16 protein-coding genes, 2 tRNA genes and 7 rRNA genes are annotated in these 26,131 nt (G+C 57.0%); 14 read left to right on the top strand and 11 right to left on the bottom strand.

The window, feature by feature from the left end:
- Positions 1–121: 121 nt before the first annotated feature.
- Positions 122–523 carry a GFA family protein gene (locus C2H86_RS11315; RefSeq protein WP_159412613.1) on the top strand — a complete coding sequence of 134 codons (402 nt, stop codon included), beginning with the start codon at positions 122–124 and terminating at the stop codon, positions 521–523.
- Positions 524–635: 112 nt separating this feature from the next.
- Here the strand turns inward: C2H86_RS11315 and C2H86_RS11310 are convergent, their stop codons facing one another.
- From C2H86_RS11310 to C2H86_RS11270, 9 genes are all read right to left on the bottom strand, one after another.
- Complete coding sequence (locus tag C2H86_RS11310; RefSeq protein ID WP_159412612.1) at positions 636–2,594, bottom strand: DUF4105 domain-containing protein; 1,959 nt, start codon at positions 2,592–2,594, stop codon at positions 636–638.
- Positions 2,591–2,911 (bottom strand): DUF2388 domain-containing protein, encoded by a 321-nt coding sequence (locus C2H86_RS11305; RefSeq protein ID WP_103448300.1) that lies wholly within the window; start codon positions 2,909–2,911, stop codon positions 2,591–2,593. Before C2H86_RS11305 ends, C2H86_RS11310 begins: the two co-directional genes overlap by 4 nt.
- A 36-nt stretch (positions 2,912–2,947) precedes the next feature.
- Positions 2,948–3,241, bottom strand: coding sequence for a DUF2388 domain-containing protein (locus C2H86_RS11300; protein ID WP_159412611.1), 294 nt, complete (start codon positions 3,239–3,241; stop codon positions 2,948–2,950).
- Positions 3,242–3,329: 88 nt separating this feature from the next.
- Positions 3,330–3,647: a DUF2388 domain-containing protein gene (locus C2H86_RS11295; protein ID WP_159412610.1), complete on the bottom strand. Its 318-nt coding sequence runs from the start codon at positions 3,645–3,647 to the stop codon at positions 3,330–3,332.
- A 299-nt stretch (positions 3,648–3,946) separates the two neighbouring features.
- On the bottom strand, positions 3,947–4,162 hold the full coding sequence (locus C2H86_RS11290; RefSeq protein ID WP_054884336.1) for a DUF1127 domain-containing protein: 216 nt from the start codon (positions 4,160–4,162) through the stop codon (positions 3,947–3,949).
- 351 nt (positions 4,163–4,513) lie between these two features.
- Positions 4,514–6,007 (bottom strand): acetyl-CoA hydrolase/transferase family protein, encoded by a 1,494-nt coding sequence (locus tag C2H86_RS11285; protein WP_159412609.1) that lies wholly within the window; start codon positions 6,005–6,007, stop codon positions 4,514–4,516.
- Between the two features lie 189 nt (positions 6,008–6,196).
- Entirely contained in the window at positions 6,197–7,633 is a 1,437-nt protein-coding gene (locus tag C2H86_RS11280; RefSeq protein WP_103448296.1) for an NAD(P)(+) transhydrogenase (Re/Si-specific) subunit beta, read from the bottom strand.
- 2 nt (positions 7,634–7,635) lie between these two features.
- The gene (locus tag C2H86_RS11275; RefSeq protein ID WP_003256966.1) at positions 7,636–7,950 is read right to left on the bottom strand and encodes an NAD(P) transhydrogenase subunit alpha; all 315 of its coding nucleotides are present in this window, start codon (positions 7,948–7,950) and stop codon (positions 7,636–7,638) included.
- A gap of 11 nt (positions 7,951–7,961) precedes the next feature.
- Complete coding sequence (locus C2H86_RS11270; RefSeq protein ID WP_015268506.1) at positions 7,962–9,083, bottom strand: Re/Si-specific NAD(P)(+) transhydrogenase subunit alpha; 1,122 nt, start codon at positions 9,081–9,083, stop codon at positions 7,962–7,964.
- Between C2H86_RS11270 and C2H86_RS11265 the strand changes: the two genes are divergently transcribed.
- Positions 9,078–9,437, top strand: a complete 360-nt coding sequence (locus C2H86_RS11265) for a hypothetical protein (RefSeq protein WP_159412608.1) — start codon at positions 9,078–9,080, stop codon at positions 9,435–9,437. The two genes, C2H86_RS11270 and C2H86_RS11265, sit on opposite strands and share 6 nt — an antisense overlap.
- Positions 9,438–9,492: 55 nt before the next feature.
- Here the strand turns inward: C2H86_RS11265 and C2H86_RS11260 are convergent, their stop codons facing one another.
- A complete protein-coding gene (locus C2H86_RS11260) occupies positions 9,493–10,422 on the bottom strand; it encodes a LysR family transcriptional regulator (protein ID WP_159412607.1) in 930 nt (309 codons plus the stop codon).
- Between the two features lie 162 nt (positions 10,423–10,584).
- Between C2H86_RS11260 and C2H86_RS11255 the strand changes: the two genes are divergently transcribed.
- From C2H86_RS11255 to rrf (C2H86_RS11205), 11 genes are all read left to right on the top strand, one after another.
- Positions 10,585–11,766 (top strand): acyl-CoA dehydrogenase, encoded by a 1,182-nt coding sequence (locus C2H86_RS11255; protein WP_085676655.1) that lies wholly within the window; start codon positions 10,585–10,587, stop codon positions 11,764–11,766.
- A 14-nt stretch (positions 11,767–11,780) separates the two neighbouring features.
- Positions 11,781–13,001 carry a CaiB/BaiF CoA transferase family protein gene (locus C2H86_RS11250; RefSeq protein ID WP_159412606.1) on the top strand — a complete coding sequence of 407 codons (1,221 nt, stop codon included), beginning with the start codon at positions 11,781–11,783 and terminating at the stop codon, positions 12,999–13,001.
- A 569-nt stretch (positions 13,002–13,570) separates the two neighbouring features.
- Positions 13,571–15,107: ribosomal RNA gene (locus tag C2H86_RS11245) — 16S ribosomal RNA — on the top strand.
- Between the two features lie 280 nt (positions 15,108–15,387).
- Positions 15,388–18,280: ribosomal RNA gene (locus C2H86_RS11240) — 23S ribosomal RNA — on the top strand.
- A gap of 140 nt (positions 18,281–18,420) precedes the next feature.
- Positions 18,421–18,536 (top strand): 5S ribosomal RNA (rrf, locus tag C2H86_RS11235).
- A gap of 448 nt (positions 18,537–18,984) precedes the next feature.
- Positions 18,985–20,521 (top strand): 16S ribosomal RNA (locus C2H86_RS11230).
- Positions 20,522–20,606: 85 nt separating this feature from the next.
- Positions 20,607–20,683: transfer RNA gene (locus C2H86_RS11225), tRNA-Ile, on the top strand.
- 21 nt (positions 20,684–20,704) lie between these two features.
- A tRNA-Ala gene (locus C2H86_RS11220) sits at positions 20,705–20,780 on the top strand.
- Positions 20,781–21,025: 245 nt separating this feature from the next.
- Positions 21,026–23,918 (top strand): 23S ribosomal RNA (locus C2H86_RS11215).
- Between the two features lie 140 nt (positions 23,919–24,058).
- Positions 24,059–24,174, top strand: a 5S ribosomal RNA gene (gene rrf / locus C2H86_RS11210).
- Between the two features lie 109 nt (positions 24,175–24,283).
- A 5S ribosomal RNA gene (gene rrf, locus C2H86_RS11205) occupies positions 24,284–24,399 on the top strand.
- The 16S, 23S and 5S rRNA genes sit together here with 2 tRNA genes alongside, the layout of an rRNA operon.
- Positions 24,400–24,476: 77 nt before the next feature.
- Here rrf (C2H86_RS11205) and C2H86_RS11200 read toward each other — a convergent pair.
- Positions 24,477–25,166 carry a GntR family transcriptional regulator gene (locus C2H86_RS11200; protein WP_159412605.1) on the bottom strand — a complete coding sequence of 230 codons (690 nt, stop codon included), beginning with the start codon at positions 25,164–25,166 and terminating at the stop codon, positions 24,477–24,479.
- A gap of 218 nt (positions 25,167–25,384) precedes the next feature.
- On the opposite strand from C2H86_RS11200, the gene lapG reads away from it, so the two are divergent.
- Positions 25,385–26,131, top strand: a complete 747-nt coding sequence (gene lapG, locus C2H86_RS11195; protein WP_205524621.1) for a cysteine protease LapG — start codon at positions 25,385–25,387, stop codon at positions 26,129–26,131.

Here is a 26,131-nt window from a genome sequence, read left to right as displayed (position 1 = left end):
GCCGGGCGCGGAGATTTCCGGGTGCCCTGGCTGACCGGTCTTGTGCCGGTAGTGGCGGCTATCCTAGGGGGGTAAGCTTTCAGCCAGCTTTCGCCGGAAAAACGGCGACGGGAGGTAGGTGATGCAGGATGTAACCGAGGGGGGCTGCCATTGCGGCGCCTTGCGCTACCGGCTGCAGGGTGACCTGACGGATGTTGCCCATTGCCATTGTTCGATCTGCCGGCGGGTCAGCGGCGGGTTGGTGGTGACCTGGGTCACGCTGCCCCGCTCGGCATTCCGCTGGATGGCAGGAAGGCCTCAGTGCTATGTGGCACCGGCCAGCTGCAAGCGGTATTTCTGTGGGGAATGTGGGGCGCATGTGGCACTGGTGACCGAACATAGCCCGGGAACCATCGATGTGACGGTGGCGACGCTGGACCACCCGGAGCGGGTGCCGGCCAGGCGGCATATCTGGACGACGAGCCGATTGCCCTGGATGCATCTGGATGAGGGATTGCCAGAGGAGTCTGAGGAGAAACTGTAGCCTTGGGGTGCCTGTGCCGGCCTCTTCGCGGGGCAAGCCCGCTCCTACAGGCCCGCGGCTTGCGCTGACCCTGTAGGAGCGGGCTTGCCCCGCGAAGAGGCCGGTAGAGGACTCAGGGCAACTGCAGGCCACCCGCAGCTTTGTGCAGCGCCCGCAAATGCTCGCCAATCTGCTTCACGTTGGCTTCGACAGCCTTGATCTCCCTGGCCCGCGACGGCTCGAGCAGCGCCCTCACCTCTTGATCCAGATTCGTGCTCAAGCGCAGCAGCTGCGCCTGGCGTTCGCTGCTCACCTGCTCCAGATGCTTGCGCTCCTCCGGCTGCGGCAACCCGTAACCCTTGGCATCCAGCAACTCGGCCGGGCGGCTGAGGAAGCCGCTGTTGGCGAGCATCTGCTTCAGGGTCTGGTCGGCTTTGTTGATACTGCCGTCCTTCAGCGCTGCTGCGTTCAGGTAACGCTGTTTCACTTCGTCCTGAGCCAGCAGCAACTGCCGGCGCAGACTGGCTTGCTCGAGCAGCAGCAAGGCCGCGCTGGTGCGCAGGTCGGCCTTGTCGAACCAAGGGCGTCTCTGCTCTGCATCCTGGGCCAGCCAGTCTTCGACCTCGGCCTGCTTGATTGGCAGTTGCTTCCTCAGCACATCGAACATGGCCTGGTAACGGTCGCGATACGAGTCGAAGCGGTAACCCAGGCGCAGGGCCTCTCGCGGGTCATCGAGCACACTGGTATCGGCCAGCCCCCGGCCCTTGAGCACGGCCAGCAAGCCATTGGGCATGATGCTGTCGAGATCATTGAGGCGCGGGTTGGCAGTGCCGCTGCGCAGCAGCTTCAACGATTCCACGGCGCAGTTGTTGGACAGGAACCAATAGTTGCCGTCGTAGCTCCAGTGCATCTCGGCGGCCTGGCGCACCAGGTTTTCAATCTCGTCGCGGTTTAGCTTGAGCGGTACCGAGGCCAGGCTGCGCAGTTCGGTCTTGGTGTATTCATCGATCACCTGGCCCAGCGGCAGCACGAACAGCCGTGAGGGGTAGGCGCCGACCAGGCCGTCCCAGCTGGACAGCTGCACGTCGTTGACGAACGCACGGTAAGACAGCACCAGGCTCTGGTCGAGGTCCAGGCGGCAGTCCGGGCCACGTGGGCGGCCGGGTTTGCAGATCACCAGGCGCAGCATGCTGTGGCCCCAGCGGCTGACCAGGTTCTGGTTGGCTTCAGCGAGCAGAAAGTCGACTTCGTAGACCCGTTCGGGGTCGATCTCGCCCAATGGCTGGCGGGCGAAGTCACTGCCGGCATTGATGAACGGCAGGCCTTTGGCGCACGTGTTCTGCTGAGGCGCCCAGCCGAAGTGGTTACGCAGGTACTGGTTGAGCGCCGGTCGACGGCAGCTGTAGCTCGGATCGAGGAGGAAATACTCCATGTTGACCGCGATGTATTCCTTGGGGCTGCTCAGCTCGTAACTGTCGGGGCTGCGCATGAACTGGGCATTGTGCTGCTCACGTTCGCCGCGGCGGCCGACGTATTGTGGCCAGCCAGCCAGGTCGAGCAGGCGTGGGTCGTCGCTGAGGGTAAAGCGGCGTTCGGCTTGACCGCGGCATTCTTCCGGCTGGCCGATCTTGCCCAGCGTGCCTTGCTGGCGCGCGCAGCGGGCGATCAGCGAGCGCTCGGCGCTGGGCCAAAGACGGGCACGATCGTAAATATGGGTGAGCTCATGCAGGACGGTGGCCAGCAGCTCTTCACGGACCGTGCCATGGGGACGGTTGGTACGCTCGGTGGCGGCACTGCCGTCGGTCAGGCTGGGCAGCAGGCGGCGGTTGAGTTCGAGGGTCGAGACCAGCGACGCCTGGCCATAGGCATCGGCCGGCATGCTATCGCTCCAGCTGACCGCGACGCGCCGGTCCAGCCGTTGCTTGAACAGTGGCGGCAGCTTGGCCATGGCCTCGTCGAGCAGGGCCTGGCTGGCTTGGGTCTGTTGCGGGTCGAGGCCTGCCGCCTGCAGTTCGAGCTGCAGGTCGGCCAGGGCGGGCGTGCCCAGCAGCGTCAGGGCGCAGCCGAGCAGCCAGGCACGCACGTGGTTCACAGCGCGAGGATGGCTTCGGCCAGTACCTGGTCGCTGGCGTCGCGCGCTTCAGGTACGCGCTCGCGCAGGGTGCTGAATGCGGCCTCGAGTTGCGCGCCACGGATATCGCCGTTGCTGGCGACAAAGCTGGCGGCGTCGTCATGGGCTTCGCGAACGACTTTGGCGTCGCGGATCGACGTGGTGGTGTCAGAGGTGAAATCGATCGAACGGCCAAAGGCGCGCACGATGATGTTGCTGGTGGCCACCAGGGTCTGTGCATGGGCCAGGTCGGCCAGCAGCAACATGCCGAGGGAAGCGGCAATCAGCGGTTTACGCATGGAGCATCTCCGAATAATACAGGGAGTCAGGTGTGATTATTGGACGAGAATTGCTTCTGCCAGTTCAAGGTCGCCGACGGAGTGCCGAGCGCAGTTGTGGCGTAGCGAGTCGAGTGCCGCTTCCAGGCGGGCACCGCGGATCAGGCCATCGCTGGCAACGTATGCCGCAGCATCGTCACGGGCCTGCCTGACCAGTTTACGGTCGAAGGGGGCGGCGGTGACCTGGCTGGTAACGTACCCCGTGATGACCAGGCCTTGTGTGGTGGTGTCCATGGCGTGGGCGCTGGCCATGGCAGTGGCGCTGAGCAGTAACGGCAACAGATAACGCATGGGCTTTTTTGACGGCATGAGAAGAGAACGGCGAAGGCTACTTCAGGTGCGTGGCTGCTAGCCAACGCACCTGCTTTGATAGCCTTGATCAGATCGCGAGGATGGCCTGAGCCAACTGTGCATCACTGGCCTGCAGCAGCGGCATGGTCGAACGGATGTGCAGGAAGGCACTTTCCAGGCGCGCACCACGAATGGCGCCTTGGGTGCCGACGAAGCTGGCGGCGTCATCACGGGCGGCCTGCACGATCTTGTCATCGCGGAACGATGAAGTCAGGTCGGAGGTGGCGTCGGTGGAGGCGGCGAAGGCGCGTACCACAGCATCGGTGGTGACAACGAAACTGCTCGCTTGGGCGGTGCTGGCCAGGCCGAGCAGCAGGGCGGCACCAATCAGGTATTTACGGGACATGTTCTTGGACTCCTGGATAGGGTTCTGCTTTATCGGACGCTTGCACAGCTCGTCGCGGTACGTGTTGGACAACGGGTTCTACCAGACTGCTGAGCGAAGCGTATCACGCGGTGCTGTTTCTGGATGTTAGTGAGAGCGGAAGTGGACAACTGTTATGGTCAATTTCTCGTACTTAATAACTGTGCAGGTGCCGCGAGGGATTGCTCTGGAACGCACCTTGCGGGCAAAAAAAACCCGCTGCAGTCGCCTGCAACGGGTTGGGGAATTCGCGGTGCCGGCCGGAGCCGGCGAACCGGAGCTTAGCGCCAGAACGGCTTGCTCAGCTCTTCGTAACGCTGCGACTCGCTGATACCGGCGTCGGCCAGCAGGCGGGCATCCAGGCGAGCCAGTTGACGGCGGCTGGCCATGCGACGCTGCCACAGCAGCAGAGTGGAGATAGCGCGCAGTGGCAGGGAAGCCTGAGACTGCTGGGCGTTGCTTTCAAAAACCAGACCGGAACTGAGGGTACGTTCCATGATGCTTCATCCTTCCGCTTATGGCGGGATTAGGTAGTGATTTAACTGATGCCAATGATCCTCCTCTGTTGTCCATAACAGTAGATACAGTTCAACAGTAATGCGATGGGCCAGTTAACTGTTTAACCCTACTGTTGCACCCGAAATAGGCGCAACTGTACCGGTCCGCACTGAGTTGGTGCATTTTTGCTTGGCGCGGAAGATTTTCAATGTAGAAAGGCCTGAAAAAGGCAGTACAGTAGTACAGTTTTAATCAGGAAACCGAGTGAAGTGTTCAGGCGGGGCGTTTTGACTGTTGTGGTCCTGTCGTCGGCGTGGCGACGACAGGGCCAAACAGTTGAGGCGGCTGGATCAGCTGGCGAGCATGCGCCCGGTTTCTTCCAGGTTTTCGTGCCAGCTCAGTGCTTCACGCAGGATGTGCGGGGTGTGGCCACCACGCTGACAGGCGCGATCGAAGTAATCGTTCAGCGCTGCGCGGAAGTCCGGGTGCACACAGTTGTCGATGATCGCCCGCGCCCGCTCGCGCGGTGCCAGGCCACGCAGGTCGGCGAGGCCTTGCTCGGTGACCAGGATGTCGACGTCGTGCTCGGTATGGTCAACGTGGCTGACCATTGGCACCACGCTGGAAATCGCACCGCCCTTGGCGATCGACTTGGTGACGAACACCGCCAGGTGGGCATTGCGGGCGAAGTCACCCGAACCGCCAATGCCGTTCATCATCTTCGTGCCACAGACGTGGGTCGAGTTGACATTGCCGTAGATGTCGAACTCCAGCGCCGTATTGATGCCGATGATGCCCAGGCGACGGACCACTTCGGGATGGTTGGAGATCTCCTGTGGGCGCAGGACCAACTTGTCCTTGTAGCGCTCCAGGTTGCCGAACACGTCAGCATTGCGACGGGTCGACAGGGTGATCGAGCTGCCCGAGGCAAAGCTCAGCTTGCCGGCGTCGATGAGGTCGAAGGTCGAGTCCTGCAGCACTTCGGAGTACATGGTCAGGTCTTCGAACGGCGACTCGATCAGGCCACACATCACCGCGTTGGCGATGCTGCCGATACCTGCCTGCAGCGGGCCGAGCTTGTTGGTCATGCGGCCAGCTTCCACTTCCTGCTTCAGGAAGTTGATCAGGTGGTCGGCGATGCCCTGGGTTTCGTCATCCGGTGGCAGCACGGTGGATGGCGAATCCGGCTGGTCGCTGATGACGATGCCGACGATCTTGGCCGGGTCGATCGGGATCGCGGTGCTGCCAATGCGGTCGTCGACCTTGACCAGCGGGATTGGCGTGCGGGTCGGGCGATAGGTCGGGATATAGATGTCGTGCAGGCCTTCGAGGTTGGCGTTGTGCGACAGGTTGATCTCGACGATCACTTTTTTGGCGAAGATCGCGAAGCTGGCGGAGTTGCCCACCGAGGTGGTTGGCACGATGTGGCCCTGCTCGGTGATGGCCACGGCTTCGATGACCGCGATATCCGGCAGCTTGAGCTGCTGGTTGCGCAGCTGCTCGACGGTTTCCGACAGGTGCTGGTCGATGAACATCACCTGGCCGTCGTTGATGGCCTTGCGCAGGGTGCTGTCGACCTGGAACGGCATGCGACGAGCCAGTACGCCGGCTTCGGTCAGCTGCTTGTCGAGGTCGTTGCCCAGGCTGGCGCCGGTCATCAGGCTGATTTTCAGTGGCGACTGCTTGGCGCGTTCGGCCAGGGCATGCGGCACAGCCTTGGCTTCGCCGGCGCGGGTGAAACCGCTCATGCCGACGGTCATGCCGTCCTCGATCAGGCCAGCGGCATCAGCCGCACTCATTACCTTGCTGTGCAGGGAGGACAAGCGGATACGATCACGGTACATGGATTGTTATCTCGGGCTACTGAAACTACTGAAGCGCAGTCTAGAGATTTCGCCCATTGCCGTCCCACGACCATGGTCGTATGAGAAGCATTGAAATAGAGCCGTTGATCTGGATCATTGAAAAGCAAAGGCCCCAGGAGAAATCTCGCCGGGGCCTTCTATATAACGCACAGTTTTCGGCGAAAAGACTTACTCGACCGCTTTGACCATATCCTCGATGACCTTCTTCGCGTCACCGAACACCATCATGGTCTTGTCCAGGTAGAACAGTTCGTTGTCCAGGCCGGCGTAGCCGCTGGCCATCGAGCGCTTGTTGACGATGATGGTCTTGGCCTTGAAGGCCTCGAGGATCGGCATGCCGGCGATGGGCGACTTCGGATCGTTCTTCGCCGCCGGGTTGACCACGTCGTTGGCACCCAGCACCAGCACCACGTCGGCCTGGCCGAACTCGGCGTTGATGTCTTCCATCTCGAACACCTGGTCGTATGGCACTTCGGCTTCGGCCAGCAGTACGTTCATGTGCCCAGGCATGCGCCCTGCCACCGGGTGGATCGCGTACTTCACGGTCACCCCGTTGTGGCTCAGCTTCTCGGTCAGTTCCTTCAGTGCGTGCTGGGCACGGGCCACCGCCAGGCCGTAACCCGGGACGATGATCACGCTGTCAGCGTTGCTCAGCAGGAAGGTAGCGTCGTCGGCAGAGCCGGACTTCACCGGGCGCTGCTCCTTCGAACCTTGCGCCGCGCCGGCATCGGTATCGCCACCAAAGCCGCCGAGGATGACGTTGAAGAACGAACGGTTCATCGCCTTGCACATGATGTACGAGAGGATGGCACCGGACGAACCGACCAGGGAGCCCGCGATGATCAGCATCGAGTTGTTCAGCGAGAAGCCGATACCGGCCGCGGCCCAACCCGAATAGCTGTTGAGCATCGACACCACCACCGGCATGTCGGCACCCCCGATCGGAATAATGATCAGCACGCCCATGATGAAGGCCAGTACCAGCATCAGGGTGAAGGCACTGTAGTGGCCGGTGAAGGTGAACAGCAGGCCCAGGGCGATGGTGGTCAGGCCGAGGATCAGGTTCAGCTTGTGCTGGCCGGCAAACTGTACTGGTGCGCCCTGGAACAGGCGGAACTTGTACTTGCCCGATAGCTTGCCGAAGGCGATCACGGAGCCGGAGAAGGTGATGGCACCGATGGCTGCACCCAGGAACAGTTCCAGGCGGTTACCAGTGGGGATCGGGTCGCTGATGGCGGCAACGATGCCCATCGACTGCGGCTCGAGCACGGCAGCAATGGCGATGAATACCGCAGCCAGGCCGATCATGCTGTGCATGAAGGCGACCAGCTCGGGCATCTTGGTCATCTCGACACGCTTGGCCATGATCGAACCGGCGGTACCGCCGACCAGCAGGCCGACGATGACGTAGCCTATGCCTGCAGTTGCAAGCTCAGCCCCGAGCTTATAGATGAGGCCAACCGTGGTGAGGATGGCGATCCCCATGCCGATCATGCCGAACAGGTTGCCGCGCCGCGACGTGGTCGGGTGCGACAGGCCCTTGAGCGCCTGGATGAAGCACACCGAGGCGACGAGGTAGAGGAGCGTTACCAGATTCATGCTCATGCTTACTTCTGCGCCTCGTTCTTGGTTTTCTTCTTGAACATTTCAAGCATGCGGCGGGTGACCAGGAAGCCACCGAACACGTTGACCGCAGCCAGGGCTACCGCCAGGGTGCCCATCAGCTTGCCGGCCGGTGTCACGGTCAGGGCCGCCGCCAGCATGGCGCCGACGATGACGATCGCCGAAATGGCGTTGGTAACCGCCATCAGCGGTGTGTGCAGCGCCGGGGTGACGTTCCACACCACGTGGTAGCCCACATAGATGGCCAGCACGAAGATGATCAGGTTGTAGATGCCATGGGAAATCAGCATGTCTTCCATTGTCGTGCTCCTTAGCCGTTCTTGCGGACGACCTGGCCATCGCGGCACATCAGGCAGGCCGCGACGATGTCGTCTTCGAGGTTGATGACCAGCGCGCCGTCCTTGTCGAACAGCAGCTTCATGAAGTCCAGCAGGTTGCGTGCATACAGCGCCGAGGCATCGGCGCCCACCTGGGCCGGCAGGTTCGTCGGGCCGACGATGATCACGCCGTTTTCCTGCACCACCTGGTCAGCGACGGTCAGTGGGCAGTTGCCGCCCTGGGCTGCTGCCAAGTCGATCACCACCGAGCCGGGCTTCATCTGCGCGACGGTTTCGGCACTGAGCAGGGTCGGTGCCTTGCGGCCAGGGATCAACGCGGTGGTGATGACGATATCGGCCTGCTTGGCGCGCTCGTGCACGGCTTGGGCCTGGCGTTGCATCCAGCTGGCCGGCATTGGCCGGGCATAGCCGCCAACACCTTCGGCGCATTCACGCTCTTCGTCAGTCTCGTAGGGCACGTCGATGAACTTGGCGCCCAGCGACTCGATCTGTTCCTTCACCGCCGGGCGTACGTCGGATGCCTCGATCACCGCACCCAGGCGCTTGGCCGTGGCGATGGCCTGCAGGCCGGCAACGCCTGCCCCCAGGATCAGCACGCGCGCGGCCTTAACAGTACCGGCGGCGGTCATCAGCATGGGCATGAAGCGAGGGTAGTGGTGGGCCGCCAGCAGCACGGCCTTGTAACCGGCGATGTTGGCCTGCGACGACAGCACATCCAGGCTCTGGGCCCGTGAAGTGCGTGGCGCGGCTTCCAGGGCGAAAGCGGTGATACCGCGTTCGGCCATCTTGCCGATCAGCTCGCTGTTGAAGGGGTTGAGCATGCCTACCAGAAGGCTGCCACTGTTGATCAGGGCCAGCTCCTGGTCGTTGGGAGCGACCACCTTGAGCACCAATTGGGCGCCGTAGGCATCGGCCGCGCTTCCCAGGGAAGCCCCCACGGCTTCATAGGCACTGTCCGGAATGCTGGCGTTGAGCCCTGCCCCCCGTTGGACGGTGACCTGATGGCCCTGGCCAATCAGTTTCTTGATGGTTTCCGGGGTCGCAGCGACCCTTGTCTCACCGGTCTGCGTCTCGAGAGGAACACCAATGTGCACGACTATTTCTCCTGCGGTGACCTTTGTCTTTGTAAAAGCCAGCACACTGCGGATGGCGCGCTGGGGCGGCTGTTGAGCGCCGGGCCCGCCAAATCCAGGGCGGGCGAAGCATTTTGCAGACGAACCCAGGGGCCTTCAACCGGTTCTGGAGCGAAACGAAGTCAAAACTACAAGTCACCCTGTGACCGTATGTCGCAAGTGATGGGCTACAGCCCGTCAAACATGGGCTATTGGCAGATTAGGGGAAAAATCGAAATTTTTTGCGATGATTTCGCTGATTGGCTCGCGAATGTCGTAAAACCCTCTGAAAGCCGCGTGTTTAGCGGTCTCGATGGGGTTTTTCGATTCACCTGAACAGTTTTCGTTGAAGCGACAAAAACGTATATCTGTAGGTGTTTAAAATAATTGACTACAAAGGTAGGTCAGCGCTTTTTTCGTCTTTGTGCGAGGCGGTATAGAGCTGTGCCTGTCCCACCACCCAGTCACGGAAGGCGCGGAGCGAGGCGGACTCCACCTTGCGTTCGGGGATCATCAGATAGTAGGCCTTGTCGCTGGACAGCGCGTATCTATTAGCGACCACCAACCTGCCCGCTTCCAGCTCGCGCTGGATCAGGAACGGCGGGATCAGTGCGATGCCCATTTCGTGCATGGCCGCCTGGGCCAGCATGGAGAATAGTTCATAGCGCGGGCCTGTCATGTCACTCGCGATATTCAGGCCCAGGCCGTTGAACCACTGGCGCCAGGCATAGGGCCGGGTGGTCTGCTGTAGCAGTGGCAGGCTGGCGATGCGCTGCGCATCAAGCATGCCCTGCCCGTCCAGCAAGGCCGGGCTGCACACTGGCACGGGGTTCTCGCCCATCAGGCGATGGGACTGGGTGCCGGACCAGTCGGCATCGCCAAAGTAGATGGCTGCATCGAACGGTGTGTCGGCAAACAGGAATGGGCGGGTGCGATTGGTCAGGTTGACGGTGACCTCGGGGTGGCGTTGCTGGAAGTCCTTTAGCCGTGGCAGCAGCCATTGGGTGCCGAAGGTGGGCACCACGGCCAGTTCAATCACGTTGGCGCCCTGCTGGCGCATCACCGACAGCGTGTCGCGCTCCACTGCATCCAGCTGCGCGGCAACCTGTCGGCTATAGGAAAGCCCGGCCTCGGTGAGTTTCACGCCACGGCGTGAGCGCCTGAACAGCTCGACATTAAGGAACTCCTCCAATCCGCCGATCTGGCGACAGACGGCGCCCTGGGTCAGGGCCAGCTCCTGGGCCGCCTTGGTAAAGCTCTCGTGGCGTGCTGCCGCTTCGAAGCAAACCAGTGCGGTGGTGCTGGGGATCTTGCGTCGCATGTACGTCAACCTCACTCATGTGGCCTTGAATATGGCGTCTTCGAGTATCTCGAAGTGACAAAATATCACTGATGCGTGCGCAATCCTCGTTTGTCGTGATGCCAGAACAGGCCTAGGATCAATGGCACAAGAAACTGCTCCCCTATTTCGAGGATTTCGCTCATGGCCGGTAAAGCAAGCTTCAACTGGATCGACCCGCTGCTGTTGGATCAGCAGCTCACTGAAGAAGAGCGCATGGTGCGTGACAGCGCTTATCAGTTCGCCCAGGACAAGCTGGCCCCGCGCGTGCTGGAAGCCTTCCGTCACGAACAGACCGACCCGGCGATCTTCCGCGAGATGGGCGAAGTCGGCCTGCTCGGTGCGACCATCCCCGAGCAATACGGCGGCAGTGGCCTGAACTATGTGTGCTATGGCCTGATTGCCCGTGAAGTGGAGCGTATCGACTCCGGCTACCGTTCGATGATGAGCGTGCAGTCTTCGCTGGTGATGGTGCCGATCAACGAATTCGGTACCGAAGCGCAGAAGCAGAAATACTTGCCCAAGCTGGCCTCTGGTGAGTGGATTGGCTGCTTTGGTCTGACCGAGCCTAACCATGGCTCCGACCCAGGTTCGATGATCACCCGTGCCAGGAAGGTCGATGGTGGCTATCGCCTGAGCGGCAGCAAGATGTGGATCACCAACAGCCCGATCGCCGATGTGTTCGTGGTCTGGGCCAAGGATGATGCCGGTGATATCCGCGGCTTTGTCCTGGAAAAAGGCTGGCAAGGCCTCAGTGCCCCGGCGATCCACGGCAAGGTTGGCCTGCGGGCATCCATCACCGGTGAAATCGTCATGGACAACGTGTTTGTTCCGGAAGAGAACATCTTCCCGGATGTGCGTGGCCTGAAGGGGCCGTTCACCTGCCTGAACTCGGCGCGTTATGGCATCTCGTGGGGTGCGCTGGGTGCGGCCGAAGCCTGCTGGCACACTGCTCGCCAATACACCCTGGATCGTCAGCAGTTCGGTCGCCCGCTGGCTGCCAACCAGCTGATCCAGAAGAAACTGGCTGACATGCAGACTGAAATCACCCTGGCCCTGCAAGGCTGCCTGCGCCTGGGTCGCATGAAGGATGAAGGCACTGCAGCGGTAGAGATCACCTCGATCATGAAGCGCAACTCCTGCGGCAAGGCCCTGGACATCGCCCGCATGGCTCGCGACATGCTTGGCGGCAACGGCATCTCTGACGAGTTCGGCGTGGCGCGCCACTTGGTCAACCTTGAGGTGGTCAACACCTATGAGGGTACCCATGACGTGCATGCGCTGATCCTCGGGCGTGCACAGACCGGCATCCAGGCCTTCTACTGATAAGGAGCCAGTCCATGGGCGCGCTATCTCATCTGCGGGTGCTGGACCTCTCCCGTGTGCTGGCGGGGCCTTGGTCTGGCCAGATCCTGGCGGACCTGGGTGCTGACGTGATCAAGGTCGAGCGCCCTGGTAGCGGCGACGACACCCGCTCCTGGGGGCCGCCCTTCCTCAAGGGTGCCGAGGGTGAGAACACCAGCGAGGCGGCCTATTACCTGTCGGCAAACCGTAACAAGCGCTCGGTGACCATCGACTTCACCCAGCCGGAAGGCCAGCGCCTGGTGCGCGAGCTGGCGGCCAAGTCCGATATCGTCATCGAGAACTTCAAGGTCGGCGGGCTGGCGGCTTACGGGCTGGACTATCCGAGCCTGAAGGCGATCAATCCCAAGCTTATCTATTGCTCGATCACTGGCTTCGGCCAGACTGGGCCGTACGCCAAGCGTGCGGGGTATGACTTCATGATCCAGGGGCTGGGTGGGCTGATGAGCCTGACGGGTCGCCCGGATGGAGAGGAAGGTGCCGGGCCGGTGAAGGTAGGTGTGGCGCTGACCGACATTCTCACCGGGCTGTACTCGACCGTCGCGATTCTGGCTGCCCTCGCCTATCGCGATCAGCATGGCGTTGGTCAGCACATCGACATGGCGCTGCTCGATGTGCAGGTGGCTTGCCTGGCCAACCAGGCGATGAACTACCTGACAACGGGCAATCCACCGCGGCGGCTGGGCAATGCTCACCCAAATATCGTGCCTTACCAGGACTTCCCGACGGCGGATGGCGATTTCATCCTCACCGTGGGTAACGATGGCCAGTTCCGCAAGTTCGCCGAGGTGGCCGGCCAGCCGCAGTGGGCGGATGACCCGCGTTTCGCTACTAATAAGCAGCGGGTGGCGAACCGGGCCGAGCTGATCCCGCTGATTCGCCAGGCGACGGTATTCAAGACTACTGCCGAATGGGTGGGCCAGCTGGAGGCTGCCGGGGTGCCATGTGGGCCGATCAACGATTTGGCGCAGATGTTCCAGGATCCGCAGGTCCTGGCCCGGGGGTTGGCGGTAACCATGCCCCATGTGCTGGCGGGGAGCGTGCCGCAGGTGGCCAGCCCGATTCGGTTGTCGGAAACGCCTGTGGAGTATCGGCAGGCGCCGCCGCTGTTGGGCGAACATACCGAGGCGGTGTTGGGCGATGTGCTGGGGCTGGATGCCGATGCTGTAGGGCGGTTGCGCAACGCTGGCGTTCTTTGATGCTATATAGAGCAGTTCAAAAGCGGGGAGGCCGACAGGCCTCCCCGCTTTGCTTTTCAGCGATATTAAAGTTTCTTGAAATTAAAGGTTGACGCGCTTTCGAATCCCCTTATAATGCGCCCCACTTCCAGCGACATCGGAGCGACAAACTCCTTGAGATTCAATGAGTTAGGTAGTTAAGACGAGGTTGGAAGCGCTTCGGTCGAAAGATCGATGGCGGTTGAGATGAAGGTTGACAGCGGTTTTAAACGCTGTATTATTCGCCTCCCGCTAGCGAGTGATCGCAGCGAGTCAAGTGTTTGAAGCTAAACGAGTTTCTCGCAAAAAACTTCAAAATAAACGCTTGACACGAAATGAGGAAAGCGTAGAATGCGCGCCTCGGTTGAGACGAAAAGCTCTTAACCAAACGCTCTTTAACAAATCGAATCAAGCAATTCGTGTGGGTGCTTGTGAGTACGGACTGATAGTCACAAAGATTATCAGCATCACAAGTGGCCATGCGAGAAATCACATAGTCATTTGAGATTGCTGAGCCAAGTTTAGGGTTTCTTAAAAACCCAAGCAGTATTGAACTGAAGAGTTTGATCATGGCTCAGATTGAACGCTGGCGGCAGGCCTAACACATGCAAGTCGAGCGGATGACGGGAGCTTGCTCCTTGATTCAGCGGCGGACGGGTGAGTAATGCCTAGGAATCTGCCTGGTAGTGGGGGACAACGTTTCGAAAGGAACGCTAATACCGCATACGTCCTACGGGAGAAAGCAGGGGACCTTCGGGCCTTGCGCTATCAGATGAGCCTAGGTCGGATTAGCTAGTTGGTGGGGTAATGGCTCACCAAGGCGACGATCCGTAACTGGTCTGAGAGGATGATCAGTCACACTGGAACTGAGACACGGTCCAGACTCCTACGGGAGGCAGCAGTGGGGAATATTGGACAATGGGCGAAAGCCTGATCCAGCCATGCCGCGTGTGTGAAGAAGGTCTTCGGATTGTAAAGCACTTTAAGTTGGGAGGAAGGGCAGTAAGCTAATACCTTGCTGTTTTGACGTTACCGACAGAATAAGCACCGGCTAACTCTGTGCCAGCAGCCGCGGTAATACAGAGGGTGCAAGCGTTAATCGGAATTACTGGGCGTAAAGCGCGCGTAGGTGGTTTGTTAAGTTGGATGTGAAAGCCCCGGGCTCAACCTGGGAACTGCATCCAAAACTGGCAAGCTAGAGTACGGTAGAGGGTGGTGGAATTTCCTGTGTAGCGGTGAAATGCGTAGATATAGGAAGGAACACCAGTGGCGAAGGCGACCACCTGGACTGATACTGACACTGAGGTGCGAAAGCGTGGGGAGCAAACAGGATTAGATACCCTGGTAGTCCACGCCGTAAACGATGTCAACTAGCCGTTGGAATCCTTGAGATTTTAGTGGCGCAGCTAACGCATTAAGTTGACCGCCTGGGGAGTACGGCCGCAAGGTTAAAACTCAAATGAATTGACGGGGGCCCGCACAAGCGGTGGAGCATGTGGTTTAATTCGAAGCAACGCGAAGAACCTTACCAGGCCTTGACATGCAGAGAACTTTCCAGAGATGGATTGGTGCCTTCGGGAACTCTGACACAGGTGCTGCATGGCTGTCGTCAGCTCGTGTCGTGAGATGTTGGGTTAAGTCCCGTAACGAGCGCAACCCTTGTCCTTAGTTACCAGCACGTAATGGTGGGCACTCTAAGGAGACTGCCGGTGACAAACCGGAGGAAGGTGGGGATGACGTCAAGTCATCATGGCCCTTACGGCCTGGGCTACACACGTGCTACAATGGTCGGTACAGAGGGTTGCCAAGCCGCGAGGTGGAGCTAATCTCACAAAACCGATCGTAGTCCGGATCGCAGTCTGCAACTCGACTGCGTGAAGTCGGAATCGCTAGTAATCGCGAATCAGAATGTCGCGGTGAATACGTTCCCGGGCCTTGTACACACCGCCCGTCACACCATGGGAGTGGGTTGCACCAGAAGTAGCTAGTCTAACCTTCGGGAGGACGGTTACCACGGTGTGATTCATGACTGGGGTGAAGTCGTAACAAGGTAGCCGTAGGGGAACCTGCGGCTGGATCACCTCCTTAATCGACGACATCAGCCTGCTGATGAGCTCCCACACGAATTGCTTGATTCATTTGCTGATCAGAACTCAGTAATGAACATTCCCTGTGAATGTTGATTTCTGACTTTTGTCAGATCGTTCTTTAAAAATTCGGATATGTGATAGATATAGACTGAACACCAGTTTCACTGCTGGTGGATCAGGCTAAGGTAAAATTTGTGAGTTCTGCTCTTAATTGAGCGAAATGCGAATTTTCGGCGAATGTCGTCTTCACAGTATAACCAGATTGCTTGGGGTTATATGGTCAAGTGAAGAAGCGCATACGGTGGATGCCTTGGCAGTCAGAGGCGATGAAAGACGTGGTAGCCTGCGATAAGCTTTGGGGAGTCGGCAAACAGACTGTGATCCAGAGATCTCTGAATGGGGGAACCCACTCAGCATAAGCTGAGTATCTTGTACTGAATACATAGGTGCAAGAGGCGAACCAGGGGAACTGAAACATCTAAGTACCCTGAGGAAAAGAAATCAACCGAGATTCCCTTAGTAGTGGCGAGCGAACGGGGACCAGCCCTTAAGTTGGTTTGAGATTAGTGGAACGCTCTGGAAAGTGCGGCCATAGTGGGTGATAGCCCCGTACACGAAAATCTCTTGTCAATGAAATCGAGTAGGACGGAGCACGAGAAACTTTGTCTGAACATGGGGGGACCATCCTCCAAGGCTAAATACTACTGACTGACCGATAGTGAACCAGTACCGTGAGGGAAAGGCGAAAAGAACCCCGGAGAGGGGAGTGAAATAGAACCTGAAACCGTATGCGTACAAGCAGTGGGAGCCTACTTTGTTAGGTGACTGCGTACCTTTTGTATAATGGGTCAGCGACTTATATTCAGTGGCGAGCTTAACCGAATAGGGGAGGCGTAGCGAAAGCGAGTCTTAATAGGGCGTTTAGTCGCTGGGTATAGACCCGAAACCGGGCGATCTATCCATGGGCAGGTTGAAGGTTAGGTAACACTGACTGGAGGACCGAACCGACTACCGTTGAAAAGTTAGCGGATGACCTGTGGATCGGAGTGAAAGGCTAATCAAGCTCGGAGATAGCTGGTTCTCCTCGAAAGCTATTTAGGTAGCGCCTCATGTATCACTGTAGGGGGTAGAGCACTGTTTCGGCTAGGGGGTCATCCCGACTTACCAAACCGATGCAAACTCCGAATACCTACAAGTGCCGAGCATGGGAGACACACGGCGGGTGCTAACGTCCGTCGTGAAAAGGGAAACAACCCAGACCGTCAGCTAAGGTCCCAAAGTCATGGTTAAGTGGGAAACGATGTGGGAAGGCTTAGACAGCTAGGAGGTTGGCTTAGAAGCAGCCATCCTTTAAAGAAAGCGTAATAGCTCACTAGTCGAGTCGGCCTGCGCGGAAGATGTAACGGGGCTCAAACCATGCACCGAAGCTACGGGTGTCATCTTAGGATGACGCGGTAGAGGAGCGTTCTGTAAGCCTGTGAAGGTGAGTTGAGAAGCTTGCTGGAGGTATCAGAAGTGCGAATGCTGACATGAGTAACGACAATGCGAGTGAAAAACTCGCACGCCGAAAGACCAAGGTTTCCTGCGCAACGTTAATCGACGCAGGGTTAGTCGGTCCCTAAGGCGAGGCTGAAAAGCGTAGTCGATGGAAAACAGGTTAATATTCCTGTACTTCCAGTTATTGCGATGGAGGGACGGAGAAGGCTAGGCCAGCTTGGCGTTGGTTGTCCAAGTTTAAGGTGGTAGGCTGAAATCTTAGGCAAATCCGGGATTTCAAGGCCGAGAGCTGATGACGAGTTGCCATTAGGCGACGAAGTGGTTGATGCCATGCTTCCAAGAAAAGCTCCTAAGCTTCAGATAACTGGGAACCGTACCCCAAACCGACACAGGTGGTTAGGTAGAGAATACCAAGGCGCTTGAGAGAACTCGGGTGAAGGAACTAGGCAAAATGGCACCGTAACTTCGGGAGAAGGTGCGCCGGCGAGGGTGAAGGACTTGCTCCGTAAGCCCATGCCGGTCGAAGATACCAGGCCGCTGCGACTGTTTATTAAAAACACAGCACTCTGCAAACACGAAAGTGGACGTATAGGGTGTGACGCCTGCCCGGTGCCGGAAGGTTAATTGATGGGGTTAGCGCAAGCGAAGCTCTTGATCGAAGCCCCGGTAAACGGCGGCCGTAACTATAACGGTCCTAAGGTAGCGAAATTCCTTGTCGGGTAAGTTCCGACCTGCACGAATGGCGTAACGATGGCGGCGCTGTCTCCACCCGAGACTCAGTGAAATTGAAATCGCTGTGAAGATGCAGTGTATCCGCGGCTAGACGGAAAGACCCCGTGAACCTTTACTATAGCTTTGCACTGGACTTTGAATTTGCTTGTGTAGGATAGGTGGGAGGCTTTGAAGTGGGGACGCCAGTTCTCATGGAGCCATCCTTGAAATACCACCCTGGCAACTTTGAGGTTCTAACTCAGGTCCGTTATCCGGATCGAGGACAGTGTATGGTGGGTAGTTTGACTGGGGCGGTCTCCTCCCAAAGAGTAACGGAGGAGTACGAAGGTGCGCTCAGACCGGTCGGAAATCGGTCGTAGAGTATAAAGGCAAAAGCGCGCTTGACTGCGAGACAAACACGTCGAGCAGGTACGAAAGTAGGTCTTAGTGATCCGGTGGTTCTGTATGGAAGGGCCATCGCTCAACGGATAAAAGGTACTCCGGGGATAACAGGCTGATACCGCCCAAGAGTTCATATCGACGGCGGTGTTTGGCACCTCGATGTCGGCTCATCACATCCTGGGGCTGAAGCCGGTCCCAAGGGTATGGCTGTTCGCCATTTAAAGTGGTACGCGAGCTGGGTTTAGAACGTCGTGAGACAGTTCGGTCCCTATCTGCCGTGGACGTTTGAGATTTGAGAGGGGCTGCTCCTAGTACGAGAGGACCGGAGTGGACGAACCTCTGGTGTTCCGGTTGTCACGCCAGTGGCATTGCCGGGTAGCTATGTTCGGAAGAGATAACCGCTGAAAGCATCTAAGCGGGAAACTTGCCTCAAGATGAGATCTCACTGGGATCTTGAATCCCCTAAAGGGCCGTCGAAGACTACGACGTTGATAGGTTGGGTGTGTAAGCGCTGTGAGGCGTTGAGCTAACCAATACTAATTGCCCGTGAGGCTTGACCATATAACACCCAAGCAATTTGCTAGCGCAGATTGCGGTGGTGAAGACGAAAGAACCGAAGATTCGCTTTTCACAAGAGCAGCACAAATTCACATATCCGAATTCGCTGGGCTGTCCATCTGGACATTCTGGCTACAGAATTTCTTGACGACCATAGAGCATTGGAACCACCTGATCCCATCCCGAACTCAGTAGTGAAACGATGCATCGCCGATGGTAGTGTGGGGTTTCCCCATGTGAGAGTAGGTCATCGTCAAGATTCATTTCGCAAAACCCCTATCTGCGCATGCAGGTAGGGGTTTTGTCTTTAAGTAGAAGCTATCGCTTCTCCTGGTGGGCTGAATGGCCAATCGGTGGTGGTAAAAAGGTGGTTGACAGTGTTTCTGAATACTGTATTATTCACCTCCCGCGACGAGAGATCGAAGCGAGTTAAGTGTCTGAAGTTAAACGAGTTTCTCGCAAAAAACTTCAAAATAAACGCTTGACAGGCTCTGAGGAAAGCGTAGAATGCGCGCCTCGGTTGAGACGAAAAACTCTTAACCAAACGCTCTTTAACAAATCGAATCAAGCAATTCGTGTGGGTGCTTGTGAGTACGGACTGATAGTCACAAAGATTATCAGCATCACAAGTGGCCATGCGAGAAATCACATAGTCATTTGAGATTGCTGAGCCAAGTTTAGGGTTTCTTAAAAACCCAAGCAGTATTGAACTGAAGAGTTTGATCATGGCTCAGATTGAACGCTGGCGGCAGGCCTAACACATGCAAGTCGAGCGGATGACGGGAGCTTGCTCCTTGATTCAGCGGCGGACGGGTGAGTAATGCCTAGGAATCTGCCTGGTAGTGGGGGGCAACGTTTCGAAAGGAACGCTAATACCGCATACGTCCTACGGGAGAAAGCAGGGGACCTTCGGGCCTTGCGCTATCAGATGAGCCTAGGTCGGATTAGCTAGTTGGTGGGGTAATGGCTCACCAAGGCGACGATCCGTAACTGGTCTGAGAGGATGATCAGTCACACTGGAACTGAGACACGGTCCAGACTCCTACGGGAGGCAGCAGTGGGGAATATTGGACAATGGGCGAAAGCCTGATCCAGCCATGCCGCGTGTGTGAAGAAGGTCTTCGGATTGTAAAGCACTTTAAGTTGGGAGGAAGGGCAGTAAGTTAATACCTTGCTGTTTTGACGTTACCGACAGAATAAGCACCGGCTAACTCTGTGCCAGCAGCCGCGGTAATACAGAGGGTGCAAGCGTTAATCGGAATTACTGGGCGTAAAGCGCGCGTAGGTGGTTTGTTAAGTTGGATGTGAAAGCCCCGGGCTCAACCTGGGAACTGCATCCAAAACTGGCAAGCTAGAGTACGGTAGAGGGTGGTGGAATTTCCTGTGTAGCGGTGAAATGCGTAGATATAGGAAGGAACACCAGTGGCGAAGGCGACCACCTGGACTGATACTGACACTGAGGTGCGAAAGCGTGGGGAGCAAACAGGATTAGATACCCTGGTAGTCCACGCCGTAAACGATGTCAACTAGCCGTTGGAATCCTTGAGATTTTAGTGGCGCAGCTAACGCATTAAGTTGACCGCCTGGGGAGTACGGCCGCAAGGTTAAAACTCAAATGAATTGACGGGGGCCCGCACAAGCGGTGGAGCATGTGGTTTAATTCGAAGCAACGCGAAGAACCTTACCAGGCCTTGACATGCAGAGAACTTTCCAGAGATGGATTGGTGCCTTCGGGAACTCTGACACAGGTGCTGCATGGCTGTCGTCAGCTCGTGTCGTGAGATGTTGGGTTAAGTCCCGTAACGAGCGCAACCCTTGTCCTTAGTTACCAGCACGTAATGGTGGGCACTCTAAGGAGACTGCCGGTGACAAACCGGAGGAAGGTGGGGATGACGTCAAGTCATCATGGCCCTTACGGCCTGGGCTACACACGTGCTACAATGGTCGGTACAGAGGGTTGCCAAGCCGCGAGGTGGAGCTAATCTCACAAAACCGATCGTAGTCCGGATCGCAGTCTGCAACTCGACTGCGTGAAGTCGGAATCGCTAGTAATCGCGAATCAGAATGTCGCGGTGAATACGTTCCCGGGCCTTGTACACACCGCCCGTCACACCATGGGAGTGGGTTGCACCAGAAGTAGCTAGTCTAACCTTCGGGAGGACGGTTACCACGGTGTGATTCATGACTGGGGTGAAGTCGTAACAAGGTAGCCGTAGGGGAACCTGCGGCTGGATCACCTCCTTAATCGACGACATCAGCCTACTGATGAGCTCCCACACGAATTGCTTGATTCATTGTAAAAGACGATGCTGTAACGCGACCCTGTTATAGGTCTGTAGCTCAGTTGGTTAGAGCGCACCCCTGATAAGGGTGAGGTCGGCAGTTCAAATCTGCCCAGACCTACCATTACTTGGTTCAGCCGTATACGGGGCCATAGCTCAGCTGGGAGAGCGCCTGCCTTGCACGCAGGAGGTCAGCGGTTCGATCCCGCTTGGCTCCACCACTTTCGCAGTACGCAGTAACTTGTCAGAACTTAGAAATGAACATTCAGTTTGAATGTTGATTTCTGACTTTTGTCAGATCGTTCTTTAAAAATTCGGATATGTGATAGATATAGACTGAACACCAGTTTCACTGCTGGTGGATCAGGCTAAGGTAAAATTTGTGAGTTCTGCTCTTAATTGAGCGAAATGCGAATTTTCGGCGAATGTCGTCTTCACAGTATAACCAGATTGCTTGGGGTTATATGGTCAAGTGAAGAAGCGCATACGGTGGATGCCTTGGCAGTCAGAGGCGATGAAAGACGTGGTAGCCTGCGATAAGCTTTGGGGAGTCGGCAAACAGACTGTGATCCAGAGATCTCTGAATGGGGGAACCCACTCAGCATAAGCTGAGTATCTTGTACTGAATACATAGGTGCAAGAGGCGAACCAGGGGAACTGAAACATCTAAGTACCCTGAGGAAAAGAAATCAACCGAGATTCCCTTAGTAGTGGCGAGCGAACGGGGACCAGCCCTTAAGTTGGTTTGAGATTAGTGGAACGCTCTGGAAAGTGCGGCCATAGTGGGTGATAGCCCCGTACACGAAAATCTCTTGTCAATGAAATCGAGTAGGACGGAGCACGAGAAACTTTGTCTGAACATGGGGGGACCATCCTCCAAGGCTAAATACTACTGACTGACCGATAGTGAACCAGTACCGTGAGGGAAAGGCGAAAAGAACCCCGGAGAGGGGAGTGAAATAGAACCTGAAACCGTATGCGTACAAGCAGTGGGAGCCTACTTTGTTAGGTGACTGCGTACCTTTTGTATAATGGGTCAGCGACTTATATTCAGTGGCGAGCTTAACCGAATAGGGGAGGCGTAGCGAAAGCGAGTCTTAATAGGGCGTTTAGTCGCTGGGTATAGACCCGAAACCGGGCGATCTATCCATGGGCAGGTTGAAGGTTAGGTAACACTGACTGGAGGACCGAACCGACTACCGTTGAAAAGTTAGCGGATGACCTGTGGATCGGAGTGAAAGGCTAATCAAGCTCGGAGATAGCTGGTTCTCCTCGAAAGCTATTTAGGTAGCGCCTCATGTATCACTGTAGGGGGTAGAGCACTGTTTCGGCTAGGGGGTCATCCCGACTTACCAAACCGATGCAAACTCCGAATACCTACAAGTGCCGAGCATGGGAGACACACGGCGGGTGCTAACGTCCGTCGTGAAAAGGGAAACAACCCAGACCGTCAGCTAAGGTCCCAAAGTCATGGTTAAGTGGGAAACGATGTGGGAAGGCTTAGACAGCTAGGAGGTTGGCTTAGAAGCAGCCATCCTTTAAAGAAAGCGTAATAGCTCACTAGTCGAGTCGGCCTGCGCGGAAGATGTAACGGGGCTCAAACCATGCACCGAAGCTACGGGTGTCATCTTAGGATGACGCGGTAGAGGAGCGTTCTGTAAGCCTGTGAAGGTGAGTTGAGAAGCTTGCTGGAGGTATCAGAAGTGCGAATGCTGACATGAGTAACGACAATGCGAGTGAAAAACTCGCACGCCGAAAGACCAAGGTTTCCTGCGCAACGTTAATCGACGCAGGGTTAGTCGGTCCCTAAGGCGAGGCTGAAAAGCGTAGTCGATGGAAAACAGGTTAATATTCCTGTACTTCCAGTTATTGCGATGGAGGGACGGAGAAGGCTAGGCCAGCTTGGCGTTGGTTGTCCAAGTTTAAGGTGGTAGGCTGAAATCTTAGGCAAATCCGGGATTTCAAGGCCGAGAGCTGATGACGAGTTGCCATTAGGCGACGAAGTGGTTGATGCCATGCTTCCAAGAAAAGCTCCTAAGCTTCAGATAACTGGGAACCGTACCCCAAACCGACACAGGTGGTTAGGTAGAGAATACCAAGGCGCTTGAGAGAACTCGGGTGAAGGAACTAGGCAAAATGGCACCGTAACTTCGGGAGAAGGTGCGCCGGCGAGGGTGAAGGACTTGCTCCGTAAGCCCATGCCGGTCGAAGATACCAGGCCGCTGCGACTGTTTATTAAAAACACAGCACTCTGCAAACACGAAAGTGGACGTATAGGGTGTGACGCCTGCCCGGTGCCGGAAGGTTAATTGATGGGGTTAGCGCAAGCGAAGCTCTTGATCGAAGCCCCGGTAAACGGCGGCCGTAACTATAACGGTCCTAAGGTAGCGAAATTCCTTGTCGGGTAAGTTCCGACCTGCACGAATGGCGTAACGATGGCGGCGCTGTCTCCACCCGAGACTCAGTGAAATTGAAATCGCTGTGAAGATGCAGTGTATCCGCGGCTAGACGGAAAGACCCCGTGAACCTTTACTATAGCTTTGCACTGGACTTTGAATTTGCTTGTGTAGGATAGGTGGGAGGCTTTGAAGTGGGGACGCCAGTTCTCATGGAGCCATCCTTGAAATACCACCCTGGCAACTTTGAGGTTCTAACTCAGGTCCGTTATCCGGATCGAGGACAGTGTATGGTGGGTAGTTTGACTGGGGCGGTCTCCTCCCAAAGAGTAACGGAGGAGTACGAAGGTGCGCTCAGACCGGTCGGAAATCGGTCGTAGAGTATAAAGGCAAAAGCGCGCTTGACTGCGAGACAAACACGTCGAGCAGGTACGAAAGTAGGTCTTAGTGATCCGGTGGTTCTGTATGGAAGGGCCATCGCTCAACGGATAAAAGGTACTCCGGGGATAACAGGCTGATACCGCCCAAGAGTTCATATCGACGGCGGTGTTTGGCACCTCGATGTCGGCTCATCACATCCTGGGGCTGAAGCCGGTCCCAAGGGTATGGCTGTTCGCCATTTAAAGTGGTACGCGAGCTGGGTTTAGAACGTCGTGAGACAGTTCGGTCCCTATCTGCCGTGGACGTTTGAGATTTGAGAGGGGCTGCTCCTAGTACGAGAGGACCGGAGTGGACGAACCTCTGGTGTTCCGGTTGTCACGCCAGTGGCATTGCCGGGTAGCTATGTTCGGAAGAGATAACCGCTGAAAGCATCTAAGCGGGAAACTTGCCTCAAGATGAGATCTCACTGGGATCTTGAATCCCCTAAAGGGCCGTCGAAGACTACGACGTTGATAGGTTGGGTGTGTAAGCGCTGTGAGGCGTTGAGCTAACCAATACTAATTGCCCGTGAGGCTTGACCATATAACACCCAAGCAATTTGCTAGCGCAGATTGCGGTGGTGAAGACGAAAGAACCGAAGATTCGCTTTTCACAAGAGCAGCACAAATTCACATATCCGAATTCGCTGGGCTGTCCATCTGGACATTCTGGCTACAGAATTTCTTGACGACCATAGAGCATTGGAACCACCTGATCCCATCCCGAACTCAGTAGTGAAACGATGCATCGCCGATGGTAGTGTGGGGTTTCCCCATGTGAGAGTAGGTCATCGTCAAGATTCATTTCGCAAAACCCCTATCTGCGCATGCAGGTAGGGGTTTTGTCTTTAAGTAGGAACTACAGAGATTCGCAGGCACGTCAAAGCGACGGGCCAGCACACAGAATTTCTTGACGACCATAGAGCATTGGAACCACCTGATCCCATCCCGAACTCAGCAGTGAAACGATGCATCGCCGATGGTAGTGTGGGGTTTCCCCATGTGAGAGTAGGTCATCGTCAAGATTCAAATAAAAGCCCCTGTCTGCATTGCAGACAGGGGCTTTTTCTTTTCCGGTGTTAAAACATCCTGGTGTTGAGCGCTAGCGGCTGAGTTGTTTGTCCAGGTAGTTTCTGATTACCCGCGATCCATTGTTCAGATGCTGCTCCAGCACCCTTACCGCCTCGTCGACACGTTTGTCAGCGGCAGCATCGACCAAGGCGTTATGGTCGTCCTGGGTGAGCTTACCCAGCCCCATGGACGATAAATGGAAGCGCAGGAAGCGTTCTTCCTCGTTCAACTCATTCTCGATCAGGCGCAGCAGTTTCTGGTTGGATGCCTTGCTATAGAGCGCCATGTGGAACAGGCGATTGAGACGGCCGATTTCCGCATGGCTGGTTTCGTTCTCGAGTTGCTGGATGTAACCACGGGCACTGGCGATGTCATCGGCATCGAGCAGCGGGATCGACTGGCGCAGCGCTTCGCTCTCCAGAAGCACGCGCAACGCATAGGTGTCGACGGCGTCCTCGCCAATCAACGGTGCAACCACTGCACCCTTGTACATTTCCACCTTCAGCAGCGATTGCGCCTCTAACTGGCGCAGTGCCTCGCGCACTGGCATGCGGCTGACGCCGTACAAGTCGGCGATTTCCTGTTGGCGTACGGCGGTGCCAGGTGGCAGGCGGCCATCGAGAATGGCGCTGCGCAAGCGTTCTTCTATGACGCCACGGGCCTGTTGTGCCAGCAGCTGTTCGCTGGCCAGCACGTTACTGAGTTTGATTTTCTCGGCCAAGCGAAATGTGCCTCGACGACAGAAGGTTGGATCCAACGACACTAGTGACAAGCAAGGGGGCTTGTCAAACCTGCGCCCGCAACGGCGCGAGCGGCCCAAGCTGACAATTATGGTGGATGAGTTTTCCCGGCAAAGGAAGCGACACACACTAAGCGCTAACAATAAAGTTATATCTGGCCGACCATCGGCTACATGATTGCGCAGTGCCATTGTCTTTTATGTGGCCAGGCCGCACCATCGCTGCTTTGGAACGACCTGAACAGGGCCTCGCAGTGGCGATTACCTGGCTGATCAAAACCGCCGTGCGACGTTTTGGCTTTGCCCTGTTGCTGGGTGGCTTGCTGCTGGGCGGGTTGCATGCGGATTGGGACTTTGCCGAGATCAGCCGCAAGTCCGAAGCCCTGTACGGCCCCTTAGGTGCAGGGAAGGGCCGCATCGATGCCTGGCAGCGGTTGATGGCGACCCAGAGCCAGGGCAGCGAGATGCAGCGCCTGCAGGTGGTCAACCAGTTCTTCAACCAGCAACTGCGCTACGTCGAGGATATCGACCTGTGGCACGAGGTCGACTACTGGGCCACGCCTATCCAGGCGCTTGTAAAAGGCGCCGGCGACTGCGAGGACTACGCCATCGCCAAGTACTTTAGCCTCCGGCGCATGGGGATCCCCAGCGAAAAGTTGCGCATCACCTACGTCAAGGCCCTGCGCCAGAACCGTGCGCACATGGTGCTGACCTATTATTCAAGCCCACAGGCGCAGCCGTTGGTGCTCGACAGCCTGATGGACGCAATAAAGCCGGCCAGCCAGCGTACCGACCTGCTGCCGGTGTATGCCTTCAATGGTGAAGGTCTGTGGCTGACCGGCGCTGCGGGCAACAAGAAGGTCGGTGATACCAAGCGCCTGTCCCGTTGGCAGGACTTGTTGAAGAAAATGCAGGCCGAAGGGTTCCCGGCCGAACCGGTTTACTGA

Source organism: Pseudomonas putida, assembly GCF_009883635.2.
Taxonomy (GTDB): Bacteria; Pseudomonadota; Gammaproteobacteria; order Pseudomonadales; family Pseudomonadaceae; genus Aquipseudomonas; species Aquipseudomonas putida_W.
This window is presented reverse-complemented; position numbering and strand designations above follow the sequence as displayed.